Source organism: Kordia sp. (genome assembly GCF_965224175.1).
Taxonomy (GTDB): Bacteria; Bacteroidota; Bacteroidia; order Flavobacteriales; family Flavobacteriaceae; genus Kordia.
The window spans coordinates 5,157,930-5,178,023 of the sequence record NZ_OZ245041.1 but is presented as its reverse complement, the minus strand read 5'-3'; the positions used below and the strand labels follow the sequence as shown (position 1 = coordinate 5,178,023).

15 protein-coding genes are annotated in these 20,094 nt (G+C 33.0%); 10 read left to right on the top strand and 5 right to left on the bottom strand.

All coding sequences use genetic code 11. From position 1 onward, the window contains the following. The first annotated feature begins 1 nt into the window (after window position 1). From ACOQOS_RS22640 to ACOQOS_RS22600, 9 genes are all read left to right on the top strand, one after another. Entirely contained in the window at window positions 2-2,056 is a 2,055-nt protein-coding gene (locus ACOQOS_RS22640) for a response regulator (RefSeq protein WP_420572707.1), read from the top strand. Window positions 2,057-2,144: 88 nt separating this feature from the next. Further along, complete coding sequence (locus ACOQOS_RS22635; protein WP_420572706.1) at window positions 2,145-2,792, top strand: DUF2306 domain-containing protein; 648 nt, start codon at window positions 2,145-2,147, stop codon at window positions 2,790-2,792. Window positions 2,793-2,857: 65 nt separating this feature from the next. After that, window positions 2,858-3,421: a hypothetical protein gene (locus ACOQOS_RS22630; protein ID WP_420572705.1), complete on the top strand. Its 564-nt coding sequence runs from the start codon at window positions 2,858-2,860 to the stop codon at window positions 3,419-3,421. A gap of 168 nt (window positions 3,422-3,589) precedes the next feature. Next, entirely contained in the window at window positions 3,590-6,874 is a 3,285-nt protein-coding gene (locus ACOQOS_RS22625; RefSeq protein WP_420572704.1) for an amidohydrolase family protein, read from the top strand. Between the two features lie 302 nt (window positions 6,875-7,176). Next, window positions 7,177-10,371, top strand: a complete 3,195-nt coding sequence (locus ACOQOS_RS22620) for a WD40/YVTN/BNR-like repeat-containing protein (protein WP_420572703.1) — start codon at window positions 7,177-7,179, stop codon at window positions 10,369-10,371. Window positions 10,372-10,375: 4 nt separating this feature from the next. Next, window positions 10,376-12,292, top strand: a complete 1,917-nt coding sequence (locus tag ACOQOS_RS22615) for an alpha/beta fold hydrolase (protein ID WP_420572702.1) — start codon at window positions 10,376-10,378, stop codon at window positions 12,290-12,292. A gap of 81 nt (window positions 12,293-12,373) precedes the next feature. Continuing rightward, window positions 12,374-12,958 carry a superoxide dismutase family protein gene (locus tag ACOQOS_RS22610; RefSeq protein ID WP_420572701.1) on the top strand — a complete coding sequence of 195 codons (585 nt, stop codon included), beginning with the start codon at window positions 12,374-12,376 and terminating at the stop codon, window positions 12,956-12,958. 75 nt (window positions 12,959-13,033) lie between these two features. Then, window positions 13,034-14,215: an LETM1-related biofilm-associated protein gene (locus ACOQOS_RS22605; RefSeq protein ID WP_420572700.1), complete on the top strand. Its 1,182-nt coding sequence runs from the start codon at window positions 13,034-13,036 to the stop codon at window positions 14,213-14,215. Between the two features lie 4 nt (window positions 14,216-14,219). Then, window positions 14,220-14,630, top strand: a complete 411-nt coding sequence (locus tag ACOQOS_RS22600) for a hypothetical protein (protein ID WP_420572699.1) — start codon at window positions 14,220-14,222, stop codon at window positions 14,628-14,630. Window positions 14,631-14,716: 86 nt separating this feature from the next. Here the strand turns inward: ACOQOS_RS22600 and ACOQOS_RS22595 are convergent, their stop codons facing one another. Next, window positions 14,717-15,460, bottom strand: a complete 744-nt coding sequence (locus tag ACOQOS_RS22595) for a LytR/AlgR family response regulator transcription factor (protein ID WP_420572698.1) — start codon at window positions 15,458-15,460, stop codon at window positions 14,717-14,719. Beyond that, window positions 15,457-16,923, bottom strand: coding sequence for a sensor histidine kinase (locus ACOQOS_RS22590; RefSeq protein ID WP_420572697.1), 1,467 nt, complete (start codon window positions 16,921-16,923; stop codon window positions 15,457-15,459). The genes ACOQOS_RS22595 and ACOQOS_RS22590 overlap by 4 nt, the downstream gene beginning before the upstream one ends. Before the next feature lie 369 nt (window positions 16,924-17,292). On the opposite strand from ACOQOS_RS22590, the gene ACOQOS_RS22585 reads away from it, so the two are divergent. After that, window positions 17,293-17,637 carry a hypothetical protein gene (locus ACOQOS_RS22585; protein ID WP_420572696.1) on the top strand — a complete coding sequence of 115 codons (345 nt, stop codon included), beginning with the start codon at window positions 17,293-17,295 and terminating at the stop codon, window positions 17,635-17,637. Window positions 17,638-18,021: 384 nt separating this feature from the next. Here ACOQOS_RS22585 and ACOQOS_RS22580 read toward each other — a convergent pair whose 3' ends face one another. The 3 genes from ACOQOS_RS22580 to ACOQOS_RS22570 form a co-directional block, all read right to left on the bottom strand. After that, window positions 18,022-18,453: a nuclear transport factor 2 family protein gene (locus ACOQOS_RS22580; RefSeq protein ID WP_420572695.1), complete on the bottom strand. Its 432-nt coding sequence runs from the start codon at window positions 18,451-18,453 to the stop codon at window positions 18,022-18,024. A gap of 49 nt (window positions 18,454-18,502) precedes the next feature. Beyond that, on the bottom strand, window positions 18,503-18,931 hold the full coding sequence (locus ACOQOS_RS22575; RefSeq protein ID WP_420572694.1) for a MarR family winged helix-turn-helix transcriptional regulator: 429 nt from the start codon (window positions 18,929-18,931) through the stop codon (window positions 18,503-18,505). Between the two features lie 141 nt (window positions 18,932-19,072). Further along, a complete protein-coding gene (locus tag ACOQOS_RS22570) occupies window positions 19,073-19,828 on the bottom strand; it encodes a LytR/AlgR family response regulator transcription factor (RefSeq protein WP_420572693.1) in 756 nt (251 codons plus the stop codon). Window positions 19,829-20,094 lie beyond the last annotated feature (266 nt).

The window sequence follows — 20,094 nt, the reverse complement described above, 5'->3', positions numbered from 1 at the left end:
AATGACCTTCAATCAACATAATTCGAATTCTATTTTCGCAATTATTTGTATCATTTTAACATTCGTTTCATGCAATAAAGATGCTTCGTTATCTAAAAAACAACGTGCATATTTAGAAGCAAATCCAGACTTGAATGTAGGTATTTACATCAATTATCCACCATATGAATTTGTGAATACTAATGGAGAAATTGATGGGATTCTTCTAGATTATTTTGAATTACTTGAAGATAAGATTGAACATAAATTCAATAAAAAATTTTATACCGATTGGAATTCTCTGGTTACAAGTGCTGAAAAAGGACAAATAGATATTATTCTAGAAATTCAAAACACCGAAGAACGACGAAAATATTTAACTTTTACAAAACCTATATTCGTAGGAAATCATGTAATTATTACCAAAACAAATTCAAACATAAATACACTACAACAGTTAAAAGGAAAAAAAATCGCAGTTGGAAGAAGCTACGCCATTGAAGAATATCTCACCAAAAACTATTCAGACGTCACGTTAATTCTAAAGAAGAATGAACAAGAAGGCTTAGAAGCTGTGGTAAATAGTGAAGCTGATGCTTTTATAGGTTTGGAATCAATCAGTAATTATTTAATCCAAAAAGAAGATATCAAAGGACTCGTAATTAAAGAACCGATAAATTATGAGAATGAACTAGGAATTGCAATTAGCAATCAAAAACCTGTTCTAGCAACTATAATAAACAAAGGAAATAATGCAATTACACTAGAAGAAAAGAATAATATTCTCAACAAATGGCTATATAATATTGTAACACCTTTTCATCAAAAAGCCACATTTTGGGAAGTTTTATTAAGTATACTAGGCTTTCTAGTAATTGTTTTTTTTGGATTGAGTTATTACCTAAAAAAGCAAGTTATTAAACGTACAAAAGCTTTGGCAGAAGCAAAATCTATCGCCGAACGAAGCAATACGCTAAAAACCTTATTCTTACAAAACATTTCTCATGAAGTAAGAACTCCATTGAATAGTATTATTGGCTTTACTAATTTTTTAAAGCAGAAAAACGTTTCTGAAGAAGAAAAAGAAGAATACATCAATACCATTTTACAAGAGAGTGATAATCTTACGAAAGTATTAAACAATGTCATTGAAATTTCTGAACTAACAACACAAACCATTGTTCCAAATTACCAAATAATTAATATTCATAAAGAACTAAAGATTCTTGCTGAAATATATACTGCCAAAGCAACGCATAAAAATCTATCTTTCAATTTTATTGAAGCAAAAAACCAACAAGAAACCTATATCAGAACGGATAAAGTTCGCCTCACAAAAGGAATTAGTAACATTCTAAACAACGCTATAAAATTTACTAAAAAAGGAGGCGTTCAATTTCAATACGAAATTCATAAAGATCAAATTGAAATTGAAATCAGTGATACTGGAATTGGCATTCATCCTGAAAAATTCAATACTATTTTTGATGAATTCTATCAAGAAGAAAAAGAACTTTCTAAAAAATATGATGGTTTAGGTATCGGGCTTTCTATTGCAAAAGAAAATATTAGATCACTTGGCGGCGAAATACAACTCAAAGCAAATACTCCAAATGGTTCTATTTTTACAATTTTAGTGCCTAAAGAAAATTTTACTGATGACGATCAAATCAGGACGCCAAAAACAATTGATACGTCTATAAAAATACTAATTGCAGAAGATATGAAACTCAATTACATCGTATTGCAAAAAGTGTTGGACAGTGTCATTAAAAACGACAAAGAAATCGTTTGGGCGAAAAACGGACAAGAAGCTATTGATTGCCTAAAAGAATCAAATTTTGATATTGTTTTTATGGATATAAAAATGCCTATTTTAAACGGATATGAAGCCACAAAACAAATCAAAGAAAAATATCCAAACATTCCTGTAATTGCGCAAACAGCCTATGCACATGAAGAAGACATCAACAGAGCCATTGATATTGGTTTTGACGGATATCTCACCAAACCATTAAACACAAATGCTCTAAAAATTGTGTTGCAAGATTTTTTTCAACTAAACCCAGAATCATAATAACAATTCAGCGTCAAAATTCATCAGTTCAGTCATAAAGAGTTTTATCAATCTGTAAAATCATAGAGATTTGATAAAAAAACAAACCATGGACACTTTTGCAACGTATCTTATCTATTTACACGCCATTATGGGCAGTATTGCTTTTATAGCAGGTTTTATTGCTATCATCACCAAAAAAGGAAATAATGCACACAAAAAATCTGGCATTGTATTTTACTATTCCATGCTTGCTGCTGCATTATCCGCACTTGTCATTGCAGTACTTCCGAAACATGAAAGTCCTTTTTTATTTACTATTGGATTGTTTAGTTCTTACTTTATCATTACAGGATATCGTGCGTTGCGTTTCAAAAAGCCAAATCCAAAATTATTACTTGACAAAATCATAGCAATAGGCATGATACTTACAGGAATTGTGATGATTCTATATCCAATCTTCATGACAGGAACTGTAAATATTGTGCTCGCTATCTTTGGAACAGTAGGAATCTTATTCGCCACAAAAGATCTAATTACATTTAAAAATGCTAAAAAATTACGTCAAGGTTGGCTCAAAAATCATATTGGAAAAATGTTAGGCGGTTACATCTCTGCTGTGACAGCTTTTGTTGTTGTAAATCAATTCATTCCAGGAATTGCAGGTTGGTTAGTTCCAAGTATATTTGGTGTTGCGTATATGAATTATTGGTTTTGGAAACTGAACAAAAAAACTGTAAAAATTAGTAAAGTGTAGCAACTATTTTGATTTTAATTTGAATTCGGTTAGCTTTAAAAACTAATCCTACAAACAAAAAATAAATGGGAGCACTTATAGGTTTTAGTCTTACCAATATGTTGGCATGGGACACATCCGTTGAAGGCAAACTAAATTTTCTAAAAGAATTTCAAAAAAAATTCGATGATTTATATTTTAATGAACGAATTACAGATTATAATCTAGATGAAAACAACCTAGAATATCGTTCCTATTGGAAAATTGGCAGAACAGCTTGGGAAATAGCTACCGGAAATGCCAAAGATGAATTATTCAGAAAATATGATCCTGCAACTCTTCCAGATTTTTTCTCCAATTATGAATTGACTCCAATTTCCATTTCCAATGACGATTGGATCAACTTAGACTCCGTAAATATTTTTATGTCACATCCAAACGTTATGTATCCTGACGGAAAAACTATTACAGTTTCACTAGATACTTTTTCTAAAAGCTTTCGAATCAATCATATTGAATGGGGCATTGTATTCTTAGAAAATATGAAGAAAAATGCTCCGCGTGGGCAAAAAAAACCTTATGGTGAACTGATCAAAATTTTTAAAATGGCATTAAAACACAAACTTCTTATTTGTATCTCAGATAGCTAAAACAATGTTTTAAAAAAATCCATTTGATCGTTTTACCTACAGTTAAATTCAAGTCTCACACAAAATACTAAATACCTATATTTTAAGACTTGCTAAAAGCAACTTAACACACTTTTAAGAAATATTAACACATTATTGGCTAATTTAGAACTTTAAATTAATAGCCAAATGCTAAGAACCAATATTTCAGTCCTTTTAGGACTATTTTTAGCGTGCACCTTATTCGCGCAAGACAAGAAAAACAATGACAAATGGGACGTTTCTAATCCTAAAGGAGATTTCAAATACAAAGACCATAAATTTACCACAACGGAAGGTACATGGATGAATTTGGACGTAAGTCCAGATGGAAAAACTATCGTATTTGATATGTTAGGCGACATTTACTCAATTCCAATTACAGGAGGAACCGCCAAAACATTACGCACAGGAATTCCATTTGAAATACAACCACATTTCAGTCCAGATGGTTCTAAAATATTGTTCACAAGTGATGCTGGTGGAGGCGATAACATTTGGATAATGAATGCTAATGGTTCTGATGCAAAACAAATTACCAAAGAAAATTTTCGTTTGCTTAACAATGCTACGTGGATGCCAGACGGAAATTCTTTTGTAGCCAGAAAACATTTCACATCACAACGCTCTCTTGGTGCTGGAGAAATGTGGCAATATCATATCACTGGCGGTTCTGGCTTACAATTAACCAAAAAGAAAAATGAACAACAAGACGTTAACGAACCTTCTGTATCTCCAGATGGTCGCTACTTATATTACAGCGAAGATGTATATCCTGGTGGATCATTTCAATATAACAAAGATCCAAACAAGCAAATCTATGTCATCAAACGTTATGATTTTCAAACTGGGAAAATAACACAAGTAACTGGCGGACCTGGTGGCGCTTCACGTCCGCAAATTTCAAGAGACGGAAAAAAATTAGCATTCATCAAAAGAGTTCGTACCAAATCTGTTTTATACATACACGATTTAGAAACTGCAGAAGAATGGCCATTATACGATGCTCTAGACAAAGATCAACAAGAAGCTTGGGCAATATTTGGTGTTTATCCTAACTTTAGTTGGATGCCGAATAATAAAGAAATCGTTTTCTGGGCAGATGGAAAGATTCAAAAAATTGAAATTGCTACTTTAAAAGTGACTAATATTCCTTTCACAGTAAATGCAAACATTCAAATTGCAGATGCAGTTTCGTTCAATACACCAGTAGCGCCAAATACCTTCGATGCCAAAGTTATTCGTCAAGCAATAACTTCTCCTGACGGAAAGACTCTCGTATTTAATGCAGTTGGTTATTTGTGGAAGAAAAATTTACCTAACGGAACTCCAAAACGATTAACAAACGGAACTAATTTTGAATCGGAACCAAGTTTTTCTCCTGATGGAAGAGAAATTGTCTATGTAACTTGGAATGATCTCAACTTAGGTTCTATTCGTAAAATCTCCATCAATGGAGGAAACTCGATGCAATTATCCTCTAAAAAAGGAAGTTTTAGAACACCTTCTTTTTCTCCTGACGGAAGACATATTGTTTATCGAAAAGAACGCGGAAACAGCGATCAAGGATTTACATTTGCAAAAAATGCTGGAATTTATACAATGAAAGCTGACGGAAGTAATTCGAAATTCGTGACAGCACAAGGTGAATATCCTTTATTTTCTGCTGATGGGAAACGTATCTTTCTTCAAACTGGAGGTACATACTTCGGAAGCTTGACAAAATCATTACTAAGTGTAAATCTTCAAGGGCAAGACAAACGCACACACTTTACATCAAAATATGCCAACAGAATCGTACCAAGTCCTGATAATAAATGGATTGCATTCTCTCAATTACACAAAGCATACGTAGCTCCAATGATTGTAACAGGTCAAAAAGTAAACTTAGACAACAAAACTAAAGCCTTTCCTGTAGCGCAAATCGCAAAAGATGCTGGTGTTAACTTACATTGGTCTCCAGATAGTAAAAAAGTAATGTGGACTTTAGGAGATGAATATTTCTCAAATAAAATCAAAGACAGATTTACCTTTTTAGACGGTTCTCCAGAAAAAACACCTGAACTAACTACAAAAGGAACTAAAATCAACTTGACTTTAAAGACAGACAAACCAAGTGGACGCATTGCATTTACAAATGCGCGTATTATTACGATGGAAAATGATCAAGTGATTAACAACGGAACCATTATCATCAAAGACAATCGTATTGAAGCTATAGGAACTGATATTCGTGTACCAAACGGAACAAAAACATACGACATGACAGGAAAAACCATCATGCCAGGAATGGTAGATGCCCACGCACACATTGGCGCTTTCCGTTATGGACTTACAACTCAAAAACACTGGCAATTTTATGCAAACCTAGCTTTTGGAGTTACTACTGCACATGACCCTTCTGCAAATACAGAAACTGTCTTTGCTTTATCCGAGTTGGTTAAAAACGGAACTTTAGTAGGACCACGTCTCTACTCTACTGGATTTATACTTTATGGAGCTGATGGTGATTTTAAAGCAGTTATCAACAATCTTGAAGACGCACGATCTTCGATAAGAAGAACAAAAGCTTTCGGAGCTTTATCTGTAAAAAGCTACAATCAACCAAGACGCGAACAACGTCAACAAGTACTGCAAGCTGCTCGTGAAGAAGGAATCTTTGTAGTACCAGAAGGCGGATCAACATTCTACCACAATATGACCATGATTATGGATGGACATACAGGCGTTGAGCACAACATTCCTGTTTCTCCCGTATACAAAGATGTGATGGAATTATGGGGACATAGTAAAACAGGCTATACGCCAACACTAATTGTAAACTATGGTGGTGTAAACGGCGAATATTATTGGTACCAAAAAACTAACGTTTGGGAAAATGAAAAACTCTTAAAATATACACCAAGAGGAATCATAGATGCACGATCAAGACATCGTACCATGTTACCTGATGAAGAATATAAAAATGGACATATTTTAGTTTCTGAAACTGTAAAAGCGTTAGCTGATAAAGGCGTAAAAGTAAATATGGGCGCGCATGGACAACTACAGGGTTTAGGCGCACATTGGGAACTATGGATGATGGAACAAGGTGGCATGTCGCCAATGGAAGCATTAAAAACAGCTACCATAAATCCTGCTGAATATATTGGTGCAGGAAACGATATTGGTTCGCTAAAAGTTGGAAAACTAGCTGACTTAATCATCATGGATAAAAACCCGTTAGAAAATATTCGAAATACTGAAAGCATCACACATACGATGATCAATGGTCGTTTATATGACACTGAAACAATGAATGAAATAGGAAACGAAACCAAAGAACGTTCAAAATTCTATTGGGAAAATAACAACTATAATGCAGCATTTCCTTGGCACGAAGAAGCAAATAGCTTTATGCGTCCTGGTTGTGGCTGTCATTTAGGACATCAGTAGTCTTTGAAATTATGAATGTAAAATGATAAATTTTAAATCCAAAAGTATTTCGATACGTCATTACGAGGAGTTTGCGACGAAGTAATCTGCTTATTGAATACCATAAAACGTCACTTCGAGTGATTTTTATAGAAAATTGTATCGATAAGTACTTTGAAACGCTAAATGGAAAACTTTTAAAAACCATAGCATCTCGACTGCGCTCGATGTGACAATAACACATAACAAATACACGAATCAACAAATACACAAACATAAACCATCAACCAAAAAACTAATAACCAACAAACCAACCTAAAAAAATGAAAAAACTAATCCTACTATTACTCGCCTTTTCCGCGATAAGTGTCTCTGCACAAGAATTCTCTATGGAAACGGTAAAAAATATGAAACCGCGAAATATTGGTCCTGGCGGTATGAGTGGACGTGTAACTTCCATTGCTGTAGTTACTGAAAATCCTGACGTGATGTATGTCGGAACTGCTTCTGGCGGACTTTGGAAATCTACTTCAGGCGGAATTAAATGGAAACCTGTATTTGACAAAGAAGTAACTGCTTCTGTCGGTGCAGTAGCTATTCAACAATCAAACCCAAGTGTAATTTGGGTTGGAACTGGTGAAGGAAATCCAAGAAATAGCTTAAATGGCGGTTACGGAATCTACAAGTCTTTAGATGGAGGAAAAAACTGGAAACTAATGGGATTAGAAAAAACACGTCATATTCATCGTGTAATTATTGATCCTACAAATCCTAATGTTGTATATGTCGCTGCTATTGGTTCTCCTTGGGGAGAACATCCAGAACGTGGTATATATAAAACTACTGACGGCGGTGAAACTTGGAAACAAATTTTATTTGCAAATAATAAAACTGGTGCTGCCGATTTAGTGATGGATCCTACAAATCCTAATAAATTAATTGCTGCTATGTGGGAACACAAACGCGATCCATGGTTTTTTAAATCTGGAGGAAAAGGCTCTGGTTTACACATTACGCATGACGGCGGAAAAACTTGGAAAAAACTAAGTGATAAAGAAGGCTTACCTAAAGGTGATTTAGGAAGAATTGGAGTTGCCATCGCACCAAGCAGCCCAAATATTATATATGCATTAATCGAAGCAAAGAAAAATGCTTTATATAAAAGTACAGATGGCGGTTTTAAGTGGACAAAAGTAAATGACAAAGCCGGAATTGGAAATCGTCCATTTTATTACTCTGAAATCTATGTAGATCCGCAAAATGAAAATAGATTGTATACTATTTTTACTTATGTAAATGTTTCTGAAGATGGAGGAAGAAGCTTTAAACAATTGATGCCAGCTTATGGTGTAAGCAATGGTGTACATCCAGATCATCACGCATGGTGGATTCATCCAACGAATGGAAAATTTATGATTGATGGAAATGACGGCGGAATGAATATTACCAAAGATCGTGGGCAAACATGGCGCTTCATAGGAAATTTGCCTGTAGCACAATTTTATCATATCAACGTAGATAATGAATATCCGTACAATGTGTATGGTGGAATGCAAGATAATGGTTCTTGGCGCGGTCCAGCTTATGTTTGGCGCGCACAGGGAATTCGCAATTCCTATTGGCAAGAAATTTCTTTTGGAGACGGTTTTGATGTTGTCCCAGACAAAGACGATTCTCGTTATGGTTGGTCGATGAGCCAGCAAGGTTTTGTATCTCGCTATGATTGGATAACTGGAAACAATTATACGGTAAAGCCAACGCATCCTGATGCAAATGTGAAGTTACGTTTCAACTGGAATTCTGCAATTAATATTGATCCTTTCAACAATAGTACCTTATATTTTGGAAGTCAGTTTGTACATAAAAGTACCGATAAAGGCTTGACTTGGACAGTGATTTCAGATGACTTATCTACCAATGATCCAGCAAAACTGAAACAAGCAGAAAGTGGTGGACTCACAATGGACGCAACTGGAGCAGAAAATCATTGTACCGTATTAGTTATTGAACCTTCTCCACTAGAGCGAAATATGTTGTGGGCAGCTACGGATGACGGACGCGTACATGTAACTAGAAATGGTGGACAAGAATGGACAGAAGTGACAAACAACATTAAAGGTTTGCCAAAAGGAAGCTGGATTGTACAAGTAAAAGCTTCTAACAAAAAACAAGGAGAAGCATTATTAGTTGCAAATGACTACCGCAGATTCAACTACGAACCTTACGCATATCGCACGACAAATTATGGTAAAACGTGGGAACGCATTGTAGATGCTTCTGATGTAAAAAGTTACACGCTATCTATTGTAGAAGATCCAGAAAATAAAAATCTATTATTCTTAGGAACAGATGACGGATTGTATCTTTCGCTTGACGCTGGAAAGAAATGGCAAAAATGGACTGCTGGCTTCCCAACAGTTTCCACAAAAGATTTAGTCATTCAACCACGTGAGCAAGATTTAGTGATTGGAACATTTGGTAGAGCTGCATGGGTTTTAGACGATATTCGTCCGTTGCGTGCTATTGCTAAAGATAAAAGTATCTTATCTAAGCATATCGCTTTATTTGAACCACCAACGGCTTATCAAGCAGCCTATCAGCAGCCTACAGGAAGTCGTTTTGGAGCAGATGCAATATATCATGGAGAAAACAAAAGAGGTGGCGCAATGATTTCATATTACATCAAGAAGAAAGATATGCCAAAACCTACCAAGAAAGATAAAAATGCAGCGAAAGAAAATGATGAAAAAAAGGTTAAATGGGATTCGATAAAACTTGAAATTTATGATAATGGAAGATTGATTCGTACACTGAAAAACAAAGCTCCAAAAGAAAATGGTATTCACAGAATGTTTTGGGGAATGGATGAAAAAGGTGTTGATAGCCCTTCTAGGACAATTCGTAAGTCAACTCGTGAACGTGGAGGAATGAATGTTAAACCAGGAACGTATCAGTTAAAAATGACATACGGAGATCAAGTGTCTGAAACAAGTATCAAAGTAGCAAGTGACCCACGTTTACAAGTTTCTCAGAAAAACATCGATGAAACGTATGCCGCTGGGAGAAAACTCCAAAATATGAGTCAAACCGCTGCAGATGCTGTAAAACAATTGGTAGAAAGCAAAAACATTGCTAAACAATATCAAAAAACGCTCGCAAGTTTAGACAAGAAAAAACACAAAGACGCAATCAAGAAATCAAAAGACATTGTCAAAAAGATTGATTCAGTAATTGCATTATACTTAGGAAAAGTAGACAAACGCCAAGGAATTACTAGAAATCCTGAAGTAAACGTAATGCAACGTATTGGTGGCGCTGGTTGGTATGTTGGTTCGCGACAAACTGGATTGACAAGCACAGAACGTCAATTAATGCAACATGCAGAAGATGCACTCAAAGATGCTTTAGACAAGACTAACACATTCTTTACCGACGAATGGAAACCATACCGTTCTGCTATGGAACAGATTGACTTAAAACCTTTTAAAGAAACAAAATCATTTCAATTAAAAAACTAACGCCATGAAAAAACTAAGTCTATTATGTATGCTCAGTATTTTCTTTTTTTCGTGTGAAAATGATAAAAAGAAAACTAATCAAAAAGATAGTGCACAATCGGTTAAAGAATATTCGATTGCCCAAATTATGGACAACGAACGTGTTTTTGGTGGAAGTTTTTCACCAGACAAATCGAAAGTATTAATAACAAGCAATCGTTCTGGAATTTTTAATATGTACACAGTTCCTGCAAATGGTGGCGATTATACTCCAATAACAGCATCAGATAGTATATCTGTATATAGTATTTCATTCTTCCCAGAAGATGAACGTATTTTATATAGAATGGACAATAATGGTGATGAAATTTTTCATCTTTTTGTGAAGAATACTGATGGTACTTCCAAAGAACTTACTCCAAAAAAAGGTGCCAGAGCTTCGTTTTTTGAATGGTCAAAAGATAAGAAAAGTTTCTTTTATACATCTAACGAACGTGACAATCGTTATATGGATTTATATGAAATGGATGTAAAAACATTTACACCAAAACTGATCTATAAAAACGAAACAGGATATGGTATATCTGAATTATCTGATGACAAAAACTATGTAGCATTAAGTAAAAGTATCAATACAAACGACAGTGATTTATTTATATACAATATATCAACTAAAAAGTTGACAAAAATAAATACTAAACTTAGTGCCAATACGCCACAAGAGTTTGCCAGCGATAATAATATATTGTATTACACTACTGATGCTGATGCTGAGTTTGCATATTTGATGAAATATAACATTACTGACGGCACACATGAAAAAGTACTTGAAAAATCATGGGATATCAATGGAAGTAACACTTCATACAACGGAACATATCGCATTACGTTCATCAATGAAGATGGAAAGAACTCAATTGAAGTTTTAGATACTGCTTCAGGAAAAAATATCGATTTGCCTGATTTTGGAAATCAAAGTATTACCAATGTTGGTTTTTCAAGAGATGAGAGTAAAATGAGTTTATATGTTGGTGGTTCCAATACGCCTTCAAATTTATATGTGTATGATTTGAAAACTAAGAATCTAAAACAACTTACCAATACGTTGAATAAAGCAGTTAATCTTGACGATATGGTCACTGCCAAAGTGATACGCTATAAATCATTTGACGGTACTGTGATTCCTGCTATCTATTATTTGCCGCATCAAGCATCTGCCGAAAACAAAGTTCCTGCAGTCGTTTGGGTTCATGGTGGCCCAGGTGGACAATCTAGACAATCATTTAGACCATTAATTCAATACTTAGTAAATCACGGATATGCAGTATTGGCTGTAAATAACAGAGGAAGTAGTGGTTATGGAAAGACATTCTATAAAATGGACGATCAAAATCATGGTGAAGGCGATTTACAAGATTGTGTAGAAGGTAAAAACTGGTTGGCTTCTCAAACAGAAATTGACGCAGATAAAATTGGAATTATGGGTGGTTCTTATGGTGGTTATATGACCATGGCAGCACTCACCTATGCTCCAGAAGAGTTTGCTGTTGGTGTAAATATTTACGGTGTAACGAATTGGATGCGTACTTTAAAAAACATTCCGCCATGGTGGGAATCTTTCAAAGATGCATTGTATTTAGAATTAGGAAATCCGCATACAGCAGATTCAGTTCGTTTAAAAAGAATTTCTCCTCTTTTCCATACGGATAAAGTAACCAAACCTTTAATGGTGCTTCAAGGTGCCAAAGATCCGAGAGTATTACAAATAGAATCTGATGAAATTGTTGCTGGTGTAAAGAAAAATGGTGTTCCTGTTGAATATGTCTTGTTTGAAGATGAAGGACATGGCTTTGTAAAAAAGGAAAATCAGATAGAAGCTAATAGCCGAATACTCAAATTTTTAGATGTGTACTTAAAAAAAGAAGAAAGCTTTAAAAATTAAGAAATTGCAATAGTTTGTTTTTGTTTTATTATCTACTTACCTTGTTAAACACAATTAAAAACTAATATTAAACCAAAAATAATGAGAAAAGTAATATGTATTCTTGCTACTGGATTACTCTTCATTTCTGTAAGTTGTAAAGGAGAAAAGAAAGATGAAGCTAAGCCAGAGGCAGAAAAAACAACTGAAAAGGCAACTACTACTGATGAAAAAGTAAAAAAAGTAAAATTTGCTTTAACTTCTAAAAGTGATAGTGATGTCACCGGAAATGTAGTATTTGTAGAGAAGTATGGCATTGTAACGATGACTGCTCTTATGGAAGGATTAACTCCTGGAAAGCATGCCATTCACATTCACGCAAAAGCAGATTGTTCTTCTCCTGATGGAAAATCTACTGGTGGGCATTGGAATCCTACTGCACAACCACATGGAAAATGGGGAGCAGCTACAGGATATCACAAAGGAGATATAGGAAATTTTGATGCAGATGATAAAGGAAATGGAACCATTACTTTTCAAACTGATCAATGGTGTATTGGTTGTGATGATGACACAAAAAACATCATTGGAAAAGCAATTATTGTACATCAAGGTACTGATGATTTAACATCACAACCTTCTGGAGCTGCTGGAGCACGTGTAAGCTGTGGCGGAATTATTCAATAGAAAATAAAAAATAGTATATTTATAAAGCTACTTTTTTTAGAGTAGCTTTATTTTTGTTTATAATTCAATTAAATCATGAACCCATCTGCAAAAGGCTGGATTAAAAAATTACTAGCCGAATACAATGCAAATACAGCAACGCCTGTGTCCCACTCGCTCAAAGATCTTTATAACGAGTTAAAAGATTGTGGTTTTGTGTATGGAACAAACTTTAGAACCATTTTCAACCGAGTTGAAAGTACCGATTTAACACATGAAGAATTGTGTAAAGTCAATATGATTTTATCGTTTCTTTTTGTGCACGAACATTATAAATCTGAAGTCAAGTTTGTAGATACGGTTACTGATTTTTATAATATTGTAGATGATTATAAAAGTTCTTTCTTTGAAGAGCTTTTCTTGGGTAAAAAGAAATCTTTCGATTTGCTCGAAAGCATGATCAACAAACGCATTGCCATTGATGATAATGTGATTACAAAAAACTTCAACTATTTCATTACAAACACATTATTGTTTGTAGATGTATTGGCATATGAACGTTATTTAGAATTTGGCGAAGTTACCGATAGTTACTTACGTGACTTAGAAGCTACGATTGAAACCATCATCTTTGCAGCACTCGATTTAAAGCAAGAAAAAACTAAATATGATGAAAGCCTAATTAAGTTGTTTGAAGCTTCTTTTCGTTATCACAACCGAGAACGTTTGCATTACAAAGATGTAATTCCAAAAATAACGAATCCGCTTACCAAATATTATATTATAGACTTGGTGTGCATGACATTTTGGACAGATAAAGTGATTGATGAAGAAGAACGTGTATTTTTAAACCGTTTAGGAGAAGATTTGCATGTTACCAATGATGTTTTGCTCAAAGCTACTGACGATATTTATATATTTTACACAGAACATAAAGACGATATTGCGTTGTTAAAATCGCGCAATATGGTACAGAGTTTCTATGAGAATTCTAGTAATATGGTGAAAAAACTCATCAATCGGAATAAAAAACGTTTGGCTACAGAAATGTATGAGAGCAAAGAATTAATGGTTTTACTGACTAAATCCACTACGAGATCTTTGACCGATGAAGAACAAAAACGTGTCAAAGATCAATTGTTAGATATTTTTAAAAGTATTCCGAGTTTAGCGATCTTTATGTTGCCTGGCGGAATGTTATTGCTTCCTATTGTAATTAAGTACATTCCAAATATTTTACCTTCTGGATTTGACGATAATCGTGTTGATGAAGAATAATAGGATGAAAAAACTAGTCATATTATTTTCAATACTACTTTTTATTTCATGTACGTATGAAAAAGGTGATATTACTAGTGAAATGACCACCAATTTAGTTTCTTTTCACCATAAAGAATTAAATCATAGACTGTCGACGAATGATTCAATTGCAAACGGTACACTACATCAAAAGAAAACTGATCATCTCTTAACGATTGATTACTTCACGGAAGAAACTGGTTGTCCTTCATTTGAAGGCGGATCAATTGTGATTGGAGATACACTTACGCTATACTATCAAGATGTAAATTTTCAACTTGTTAAATGTATTGGACTCTATCAACTCACCTATGTCATCGACACAAAAAATCTTGATTATAAAGACATTAAAGTTGTTCGATTGAAAGCAATCAAAAAAGGAATTTCTTTCTAAATAATTGTAGAGTCATACTTCTATCTACATAAACATCAACTTTTATTAGCATTTCTTTGCGGTAGCTTTAACTAAAAATTCAAAATCTAATCCAACCACTTTTTAAAATCTTTTACGCGTTCTCTACTCACAATGATTTCTTGAATTGCAAAATGATGCATCTCTATTTTTAAACGTGAATTAGTGTAATTTTCTACACTTTTAATACCTGTTTTTTGGATGATAAATTTACGATTCACACGATTAAAAGCATATGCAGGCAACACTGTTTCTAAATATGATAATGAATAATCAATAGGAAATGATTGACCATTTTGTGTGTAAATAAATGTTGTATTGTGTTCACTATAAAAACAAACAATTTCTGTAAGTGTGATAATTTTTATTTTTCGACCAATTTTAACTACAAAACGTTCTTTTGTAGTTGTTTCATTAGCGCGTGCAACAAATTGTTGAATGTCTTCTTTCCGATTTGGAATCGTGTGAAAACTTTTCACTTTAGCAATGGCTTCTTGCAATTTCTCGGTGGTAATTGGTTTTAATAAATATGCGATACTTTTATATTCAAACGCTTTTAACGCATACATATCATATGCTGTCGTAAAAATAATATAGCTTGTGATTTCTATTTCTTTGAAAATCTCAAAAATCAATCCGTCTCCTAGTTTCACATCTACAAAAAATACTTCTGGATGTTCATTTTTTCGCAACCAAGATAGTGCACTTTGTACAGAAGAAAGTTCTACAACTACCTCAACTTCTGCTTCATTTAGTTTTCTTGCCAATCGTCTGCTCGATGGAATTTCGTCTTCTATAATTAATGCTTTCATGAGTTCTCTAGGTTTAAAAGTGGTAACTGGATCGTGAATGTACTTTCAGCATCTTCAACAATCACTTTTTCATCCGTAAAAAAAGCATAACGTGTTTTTATATTCTCTATTCCTGTTCTTTTGGAGTTTTCAAATTGTGTTTTTAATTGTTTTGTATTTTGAATGATGATATAATTATTCTGTATTGCAATACTAACAAACAATGGTTTTTCTTTAGAAACTTCATTGTGTTTAATAGTGTTTTCTATCACTTGTTGTAAAGCTAAAGGAATGATGTATGCGTTTGAAACTTCTTTTGTTGGCAACACGTACTGAAAAGCTTCTTCATAACGATATTTTAAGAGTTCTAAGTAGTCTTTTGAGAAAGAAAGTGCATTTTGTAACGAAACAACATCTTCATTTTCCTGACTAAGAAAATGTCTGTAAATATTTCCTAAAGATTCTGAGAAACGAACTGCTCGCTGCGGATTTTCCTCAATCAAAGCAGTCAATACATTGAGATTATTAAACAAAAAATGTGGACTTAACTGACGGCGTAAGTTTTCATACTTTTCCGTTTGTTTTCCTATTTCTTCTTTAAATGCTTTTTGTTCCGCCGATCGTGTTATAGAAAAGTATAAAAATTGATAAAATAACACACAAAAAACTACATAAATACTCTGCAATAGATTAAATCGTATGTAATCAAAAATCGTATATCTATGAAATGGAATTCCTTTGTGCCCCAAGATGAATATCTGTAGATACTTAATTCCAATAATGATAGGTTGCATACAAATAACGATTGTTAGTATTGAAATCACTATTAATAAAGAAGATGACAGCTTTCCTCCTACATATTTATTTACAAGACAAACAGCATACCAACAGATCGCGGCAATAATTAGGCTATCAATAAAAACCAATAAACTATTCTTTAAAGAAAAGCTAAACAGCAAAATACTTTGTCCAATACAATTTAAAAGCGATAAGCCTATAGCATATAATATAATTGTCTTATACGGAGCTTTACGAATCAAAAATGATTTGTATCCATTATTGTTTTCAGTAGTATAATTATATCTTATATAATAATAAAAAGCTAAGAATAGTATAATAGCTCCTCCAGTTGTCATGTGGTTTACTATTAATAATAGACTAAATTTATCTCTCAACACATACATTAATAATGAACCTAATATTCCTGCAACTACAGTAGGAGTTAGAATTGTATATAAAAAATATGGATATATTTTGTTGGTTAGTTTTTTAACAAGCATCTTATGATTAACGTAATGAAACGTAAAAAGTATTCCCAATAAAAACGGAATCATAAAAGGTAAAACTTCTATAAATTCAGCTGTTAGAATTCGGACATCCATTCCAGATGCAAACATTCCAAATATGTAGACCGCAGCACTTACAATTATAAAAGATAAGCCTGTTTTACTTAGTAAAGAAGATATTGTTTTTATGTTCATCATACTTGTTTTTAAATTTCAAGTATAAAAGTCAATAAAACAAATATGCTGCTCAAAAAAATGATAGTGAGTTGTGGTTTGAGCTTAGTGAGTTGTTTTTTAGATAACAATACACGTATAAACATCTTCATTTATAACCAACGTATGTATTTGTTATGTCTTTTCTCTTATTCCTAGAATTAGTATTCTTATGCATAAATATCTAGTACTGATTACATTATTTCATAATTCAGGTTATTAATTCTTCAATTTTACGCTGTAATTAAAAATAAAATATTCGATAACGTAGCTACTTTCAGTTTTTCATTACAAAAGGCGAAATCCGAAAAGCCAATTAAAATAGAGTAGGAAATATAACTTAATATATAAATTATGTGTCAAGAAAATAATAATATCGTTCCTGATTTAACTAAAACTCACGGAGAAGTTAGTCATGCTAAAGCACAAGCTTTTGAATTTCATCCAAGTACTCAAGCGGCAAAAATTTCAGTATGTGTTGGTGCAAAATATGAAAATGGTCGTATTTGTGTTAATTTCCCAATTGTTGGTGATATTTGTTTCAATGTTCCATTAAGTATTCCTGTTGATGCTAGTGTAAAAGTATGCATGGAATCCTGTGGTTTCAGAATTGGAGTGCCACCTTTTAAGGGAATAAAAGCAACTGTATATTTCCAAGGTTCTGCAATCTGGACAGGAGTTATATGGGGTAATTGTTAAATACCATTAGCTTTCAACAATACTACATACATCAAATCCAAATGTAAAGCGAGCTTGTAACAAGCTCGCTCTTTTTATGAATTGTCATATCATGTAATTTTTATTCAGAAATAGATTTTGTTAAACATAACGTTCAGTGTAAGAAACGGAGGGCAGCGGATTATCACTAAGTCCACGGTTATAACTAAACCAAATATAAATATTTTGTGTTTATCTTCTCAACTGTAAACGCCAAATTTTATATCTAGTGATTTAGTAAAAAAACGTAGGACATTTGACTAAGCGCCAAATGCCCTATGTTTTTTATACAGTATTACCTGCTGGCTTTTTGCAACCTTAATCAAGGTCTACAAACTTGTTAGAATTAATTAATTGATTGATAGTTTATGGAATTAGAATAACATAATCTTGAATTACCAACCAATTATTTTTAATTTTCACTAGAGAATAAAAATTCCTTAATGTTGGTTTACCCGGACTTGTAAGGGTTACTTTTACAGTTGCCATATTTTTTTCGATGAACTGAAAATCTTCATAATTAGCAGTTCTTTCATATCCTCCAAATTTTTTAGTATCAATAAAAGAAACATAAGTTGACTTATCTAGAATAGAGGTCTTACTCTTTTTATTATCATATAAAACTACTCTAAAGTCGGTATGCAGATGAGGCTTTAATTTTACTACATCATTTGTATCTCCAGCATCTATATAAGATTCTATTGTTGATTTCACATCGCTTATAGCACTATCTTGTGCATTAGATTGGCAAGATAATAGTGTAAAGATGGTTAAAAAGGCAAAAATTCTTGTTTTCATGATTTTAAATTTATTTATTAAAGTTAGCTAGACAACTAAAAATATAAAATTAGCTATCTATATTTTTTTGAATTTTTTTTAAAATATTTTCAATGCTTTCTATTTCTTTTTTAGACAATTCGTTTAAACCTTTAAAACGAATTTTCTCAATAGTAGGGTATAGATTATTAATCATTGTTTTCCCTTTTTTGGATATATTTAGTTCAAATTTTCTTGAATCTACGGAGGAAGATGTCTTTGTAATAAACCCTTTTTTTTCTAAATGGTTTACCATTCTTGAGATTGTTGGTTTATCTTTCACAAGTTTCTCTCCAACATCAATTTGATTTATAGATTCATTTTCATTTATTACGTTCAATACTAGCCATTGCTCTATTGTAATGTCAATTCCTTGAGACTTAAGTATATTTTGTCCATATTGTCTAATCCTTCTTGCTGTAAGCTCTATTTGGAAGTAAGTATTTCTATTATTAATCATATAGCAAATATACACAAATATAGTTAGCTAAGCAACTATATTTGTGTTTTTACGTAAAAGGATATTTTTTTAGCTACACAGGTAACATATATGTAACTGGAATTTAGCCTTTTTTAAAACTATAGTTTTCTGACACAAAACCTAATTCAACCAATTTTTGAAGTCTTTTACACGCTCGCGACTTACAATGATTTCTTGTTCTTTAAAGTTGTGTAGTTTTATTTGCAATCGAGAGTTGGTGTAACTTACAATGTCTTTGATCGCATTGATATTGATATAAAATTTTCTACTCACACGATAGAATATTTCGGGTGACAATTCATCTTCTAGGTTTTCTAAAGAAGTTTCCAAAAGATAATTTCTTCCTTCTATGGTGTGTGCATATGTTCCTTTGTTTTCACTGTAAAAACACTCTATTTCGTCGATAGGAAGCATTTTTAAATGTTGACCAACTTTTACCGTGTAACGCTTTTTATAAGTACGCTCTATAGGATTTACTAATAATTTTTTGATATCGTCAAAATTCAATTGAACATTCTGCGTTTTTGGCGCGCGCGATTTGTATTTATCAACAGCAGTAATTAATTCGTCTTCGTCAATTGGCTTTAACAAGTAATCGATACTATTTAGCTTGAAAGCTTGTAGTGCATATTCGTCATAAGCCGTTGTAAAAATAATTGCAGAAGTAATATCGATCACTTCAAATATTTCAAAGGACAATCCGTCAGACAATTGAATGTCAAGGAATATCAAATCAGGATGCTCGTTATTTTGAAACCATTCTACAGACTCAGCCACAGAATGCAACATTACTTCCACTTGCAAATCTTCTGCTTCTAGCATTCGATTGAGTCTTCTTGCAGATGGTTTTTCGTCTTCAATGATGATTACTTTCATATGATTGGTTGTGTTGTTTTATTTTTTTGGTTGATGATTTTATGTTTGCGGATTTGTTGATTCGTTTTTAGAAATGCTATTGTGAACGTTTTAAAAAAAGGTTGCAATTTGTTTCTCAATAAATAATTTACTTCGTCGCAAACTCATTATAATACTTTTTATTTAAAATGTATCATTCAACATTTATAATTTCATAGTACTTCTCGATACAATTTTTCTTCATTTTATTTTGAAAAATCACTCGAAGTGACGCTTTGTATTATTCA

Bases quoted from the DNA above. Each gene is read 5' to 3' on its own strand.
- ACOQOS_RS22615 (WP_420572702.1), top strand. From the start codon at position 10,376: ATGAAAAAACTAAGTCTATTATGTATGCTCAGTATTTTCTTTTTTTCG.
- ACOQOS_RS22630 (WP_420572705.1), top strand. From the start codon at position 2,858: ATGGGAGCACTTATAGGTTTTAGTCTTACCAATATGTTGGCATGGGAC.
- ACOQOS_RS22625 (WP_420572704.1), top strand. From the start codon at position 3,590: ATGCTAAGAACCAATATTTCAGTCCTTTTAGGACTATTTTTAGCGTGC.
- ACOQOS_RS22570 (WP_420572693.1), bottom strand. From the start codon at position 19,828: ATGAAAGTAATCATCATTGAAGACGAAAAACCATCTGCAAGAAGACTC.
- ACOQOS_RS22580 (WP_420572695.1), bottom strand. From the start codon at position 18,453: ATGAAAACAAGAATTTTTGCCTTTTTAACCATCTTTACACTATTATCT.
- ACOQOS_RS22605 (WP_420572700.1), top strand. From the start codon at position 13,034: ATGAACCCATCTGCAAAAGGCTGGATTAAAAAATTACTAGCCGAATAC.
- ACOQOS_RS22640 (WP_420572707.1), top strand. From the start codon at position 2: ATGACCTTCAATCAACATAATTCGAATTCTATTTTCGCAATTATTTGT.
- ACOQOS_RS22635 (WP_420572706.1), top strand. From the start codon at position 2,145: ATGGACACTTTTGCAACGTATCTTATCTATTTACACGCCATTATGGGC.
- ACOQOS_RS22575 (WP_420572694.1), bottom strand. From the start codon at position 18,931: ATGATTAATAATAGAAATACTTACTTCCAAATAGAGCTTACAGCAAGA.
- ACOQOS_RS22585 (WP_420572696.1), top strand. From the start codon at position 17,293: ATGTGTCAAGAAAATAATAATATCGTTCCTGATTTAACTAAAACTCAC.
- ACOQOS_RS22595 (WP_420572698.1), bottom strand. From the start codon at position 15,460: ATGAAAGCATTAATTATAGAAGACGAAATTCCATCGAGCAGACGATTG.
- ACOQOS_RS22590 (WP_420572697.1), bottom strand. From the start codon at position 16,923: ATGATGAACATAAAAACAATATCTTCTTTACTAAGTAAAACAGGCTTA.
- ACOQOS_RS22620 (WP_420572703.1), top strand. From the start codon at position 7,177: ATGAAAAAACTAATCCTACTATTACTCGCCTTTTCCGCGATAAGTGTC.
- ACOQOS_RS22610 (WP_420572701.1), top strand. From the start codon at position 12,374: ATGAGAAAAGTAATATGTATTCTTGCTACTGGATTACTCTTCATTTCT.
- ACOQOS_RS22600 (WP_420572699.1), top strand. From the start codon at position 14,220: ATGAAAAAACTAGTCATATTATTTTCAATACTACTTTTTATTTCATGT.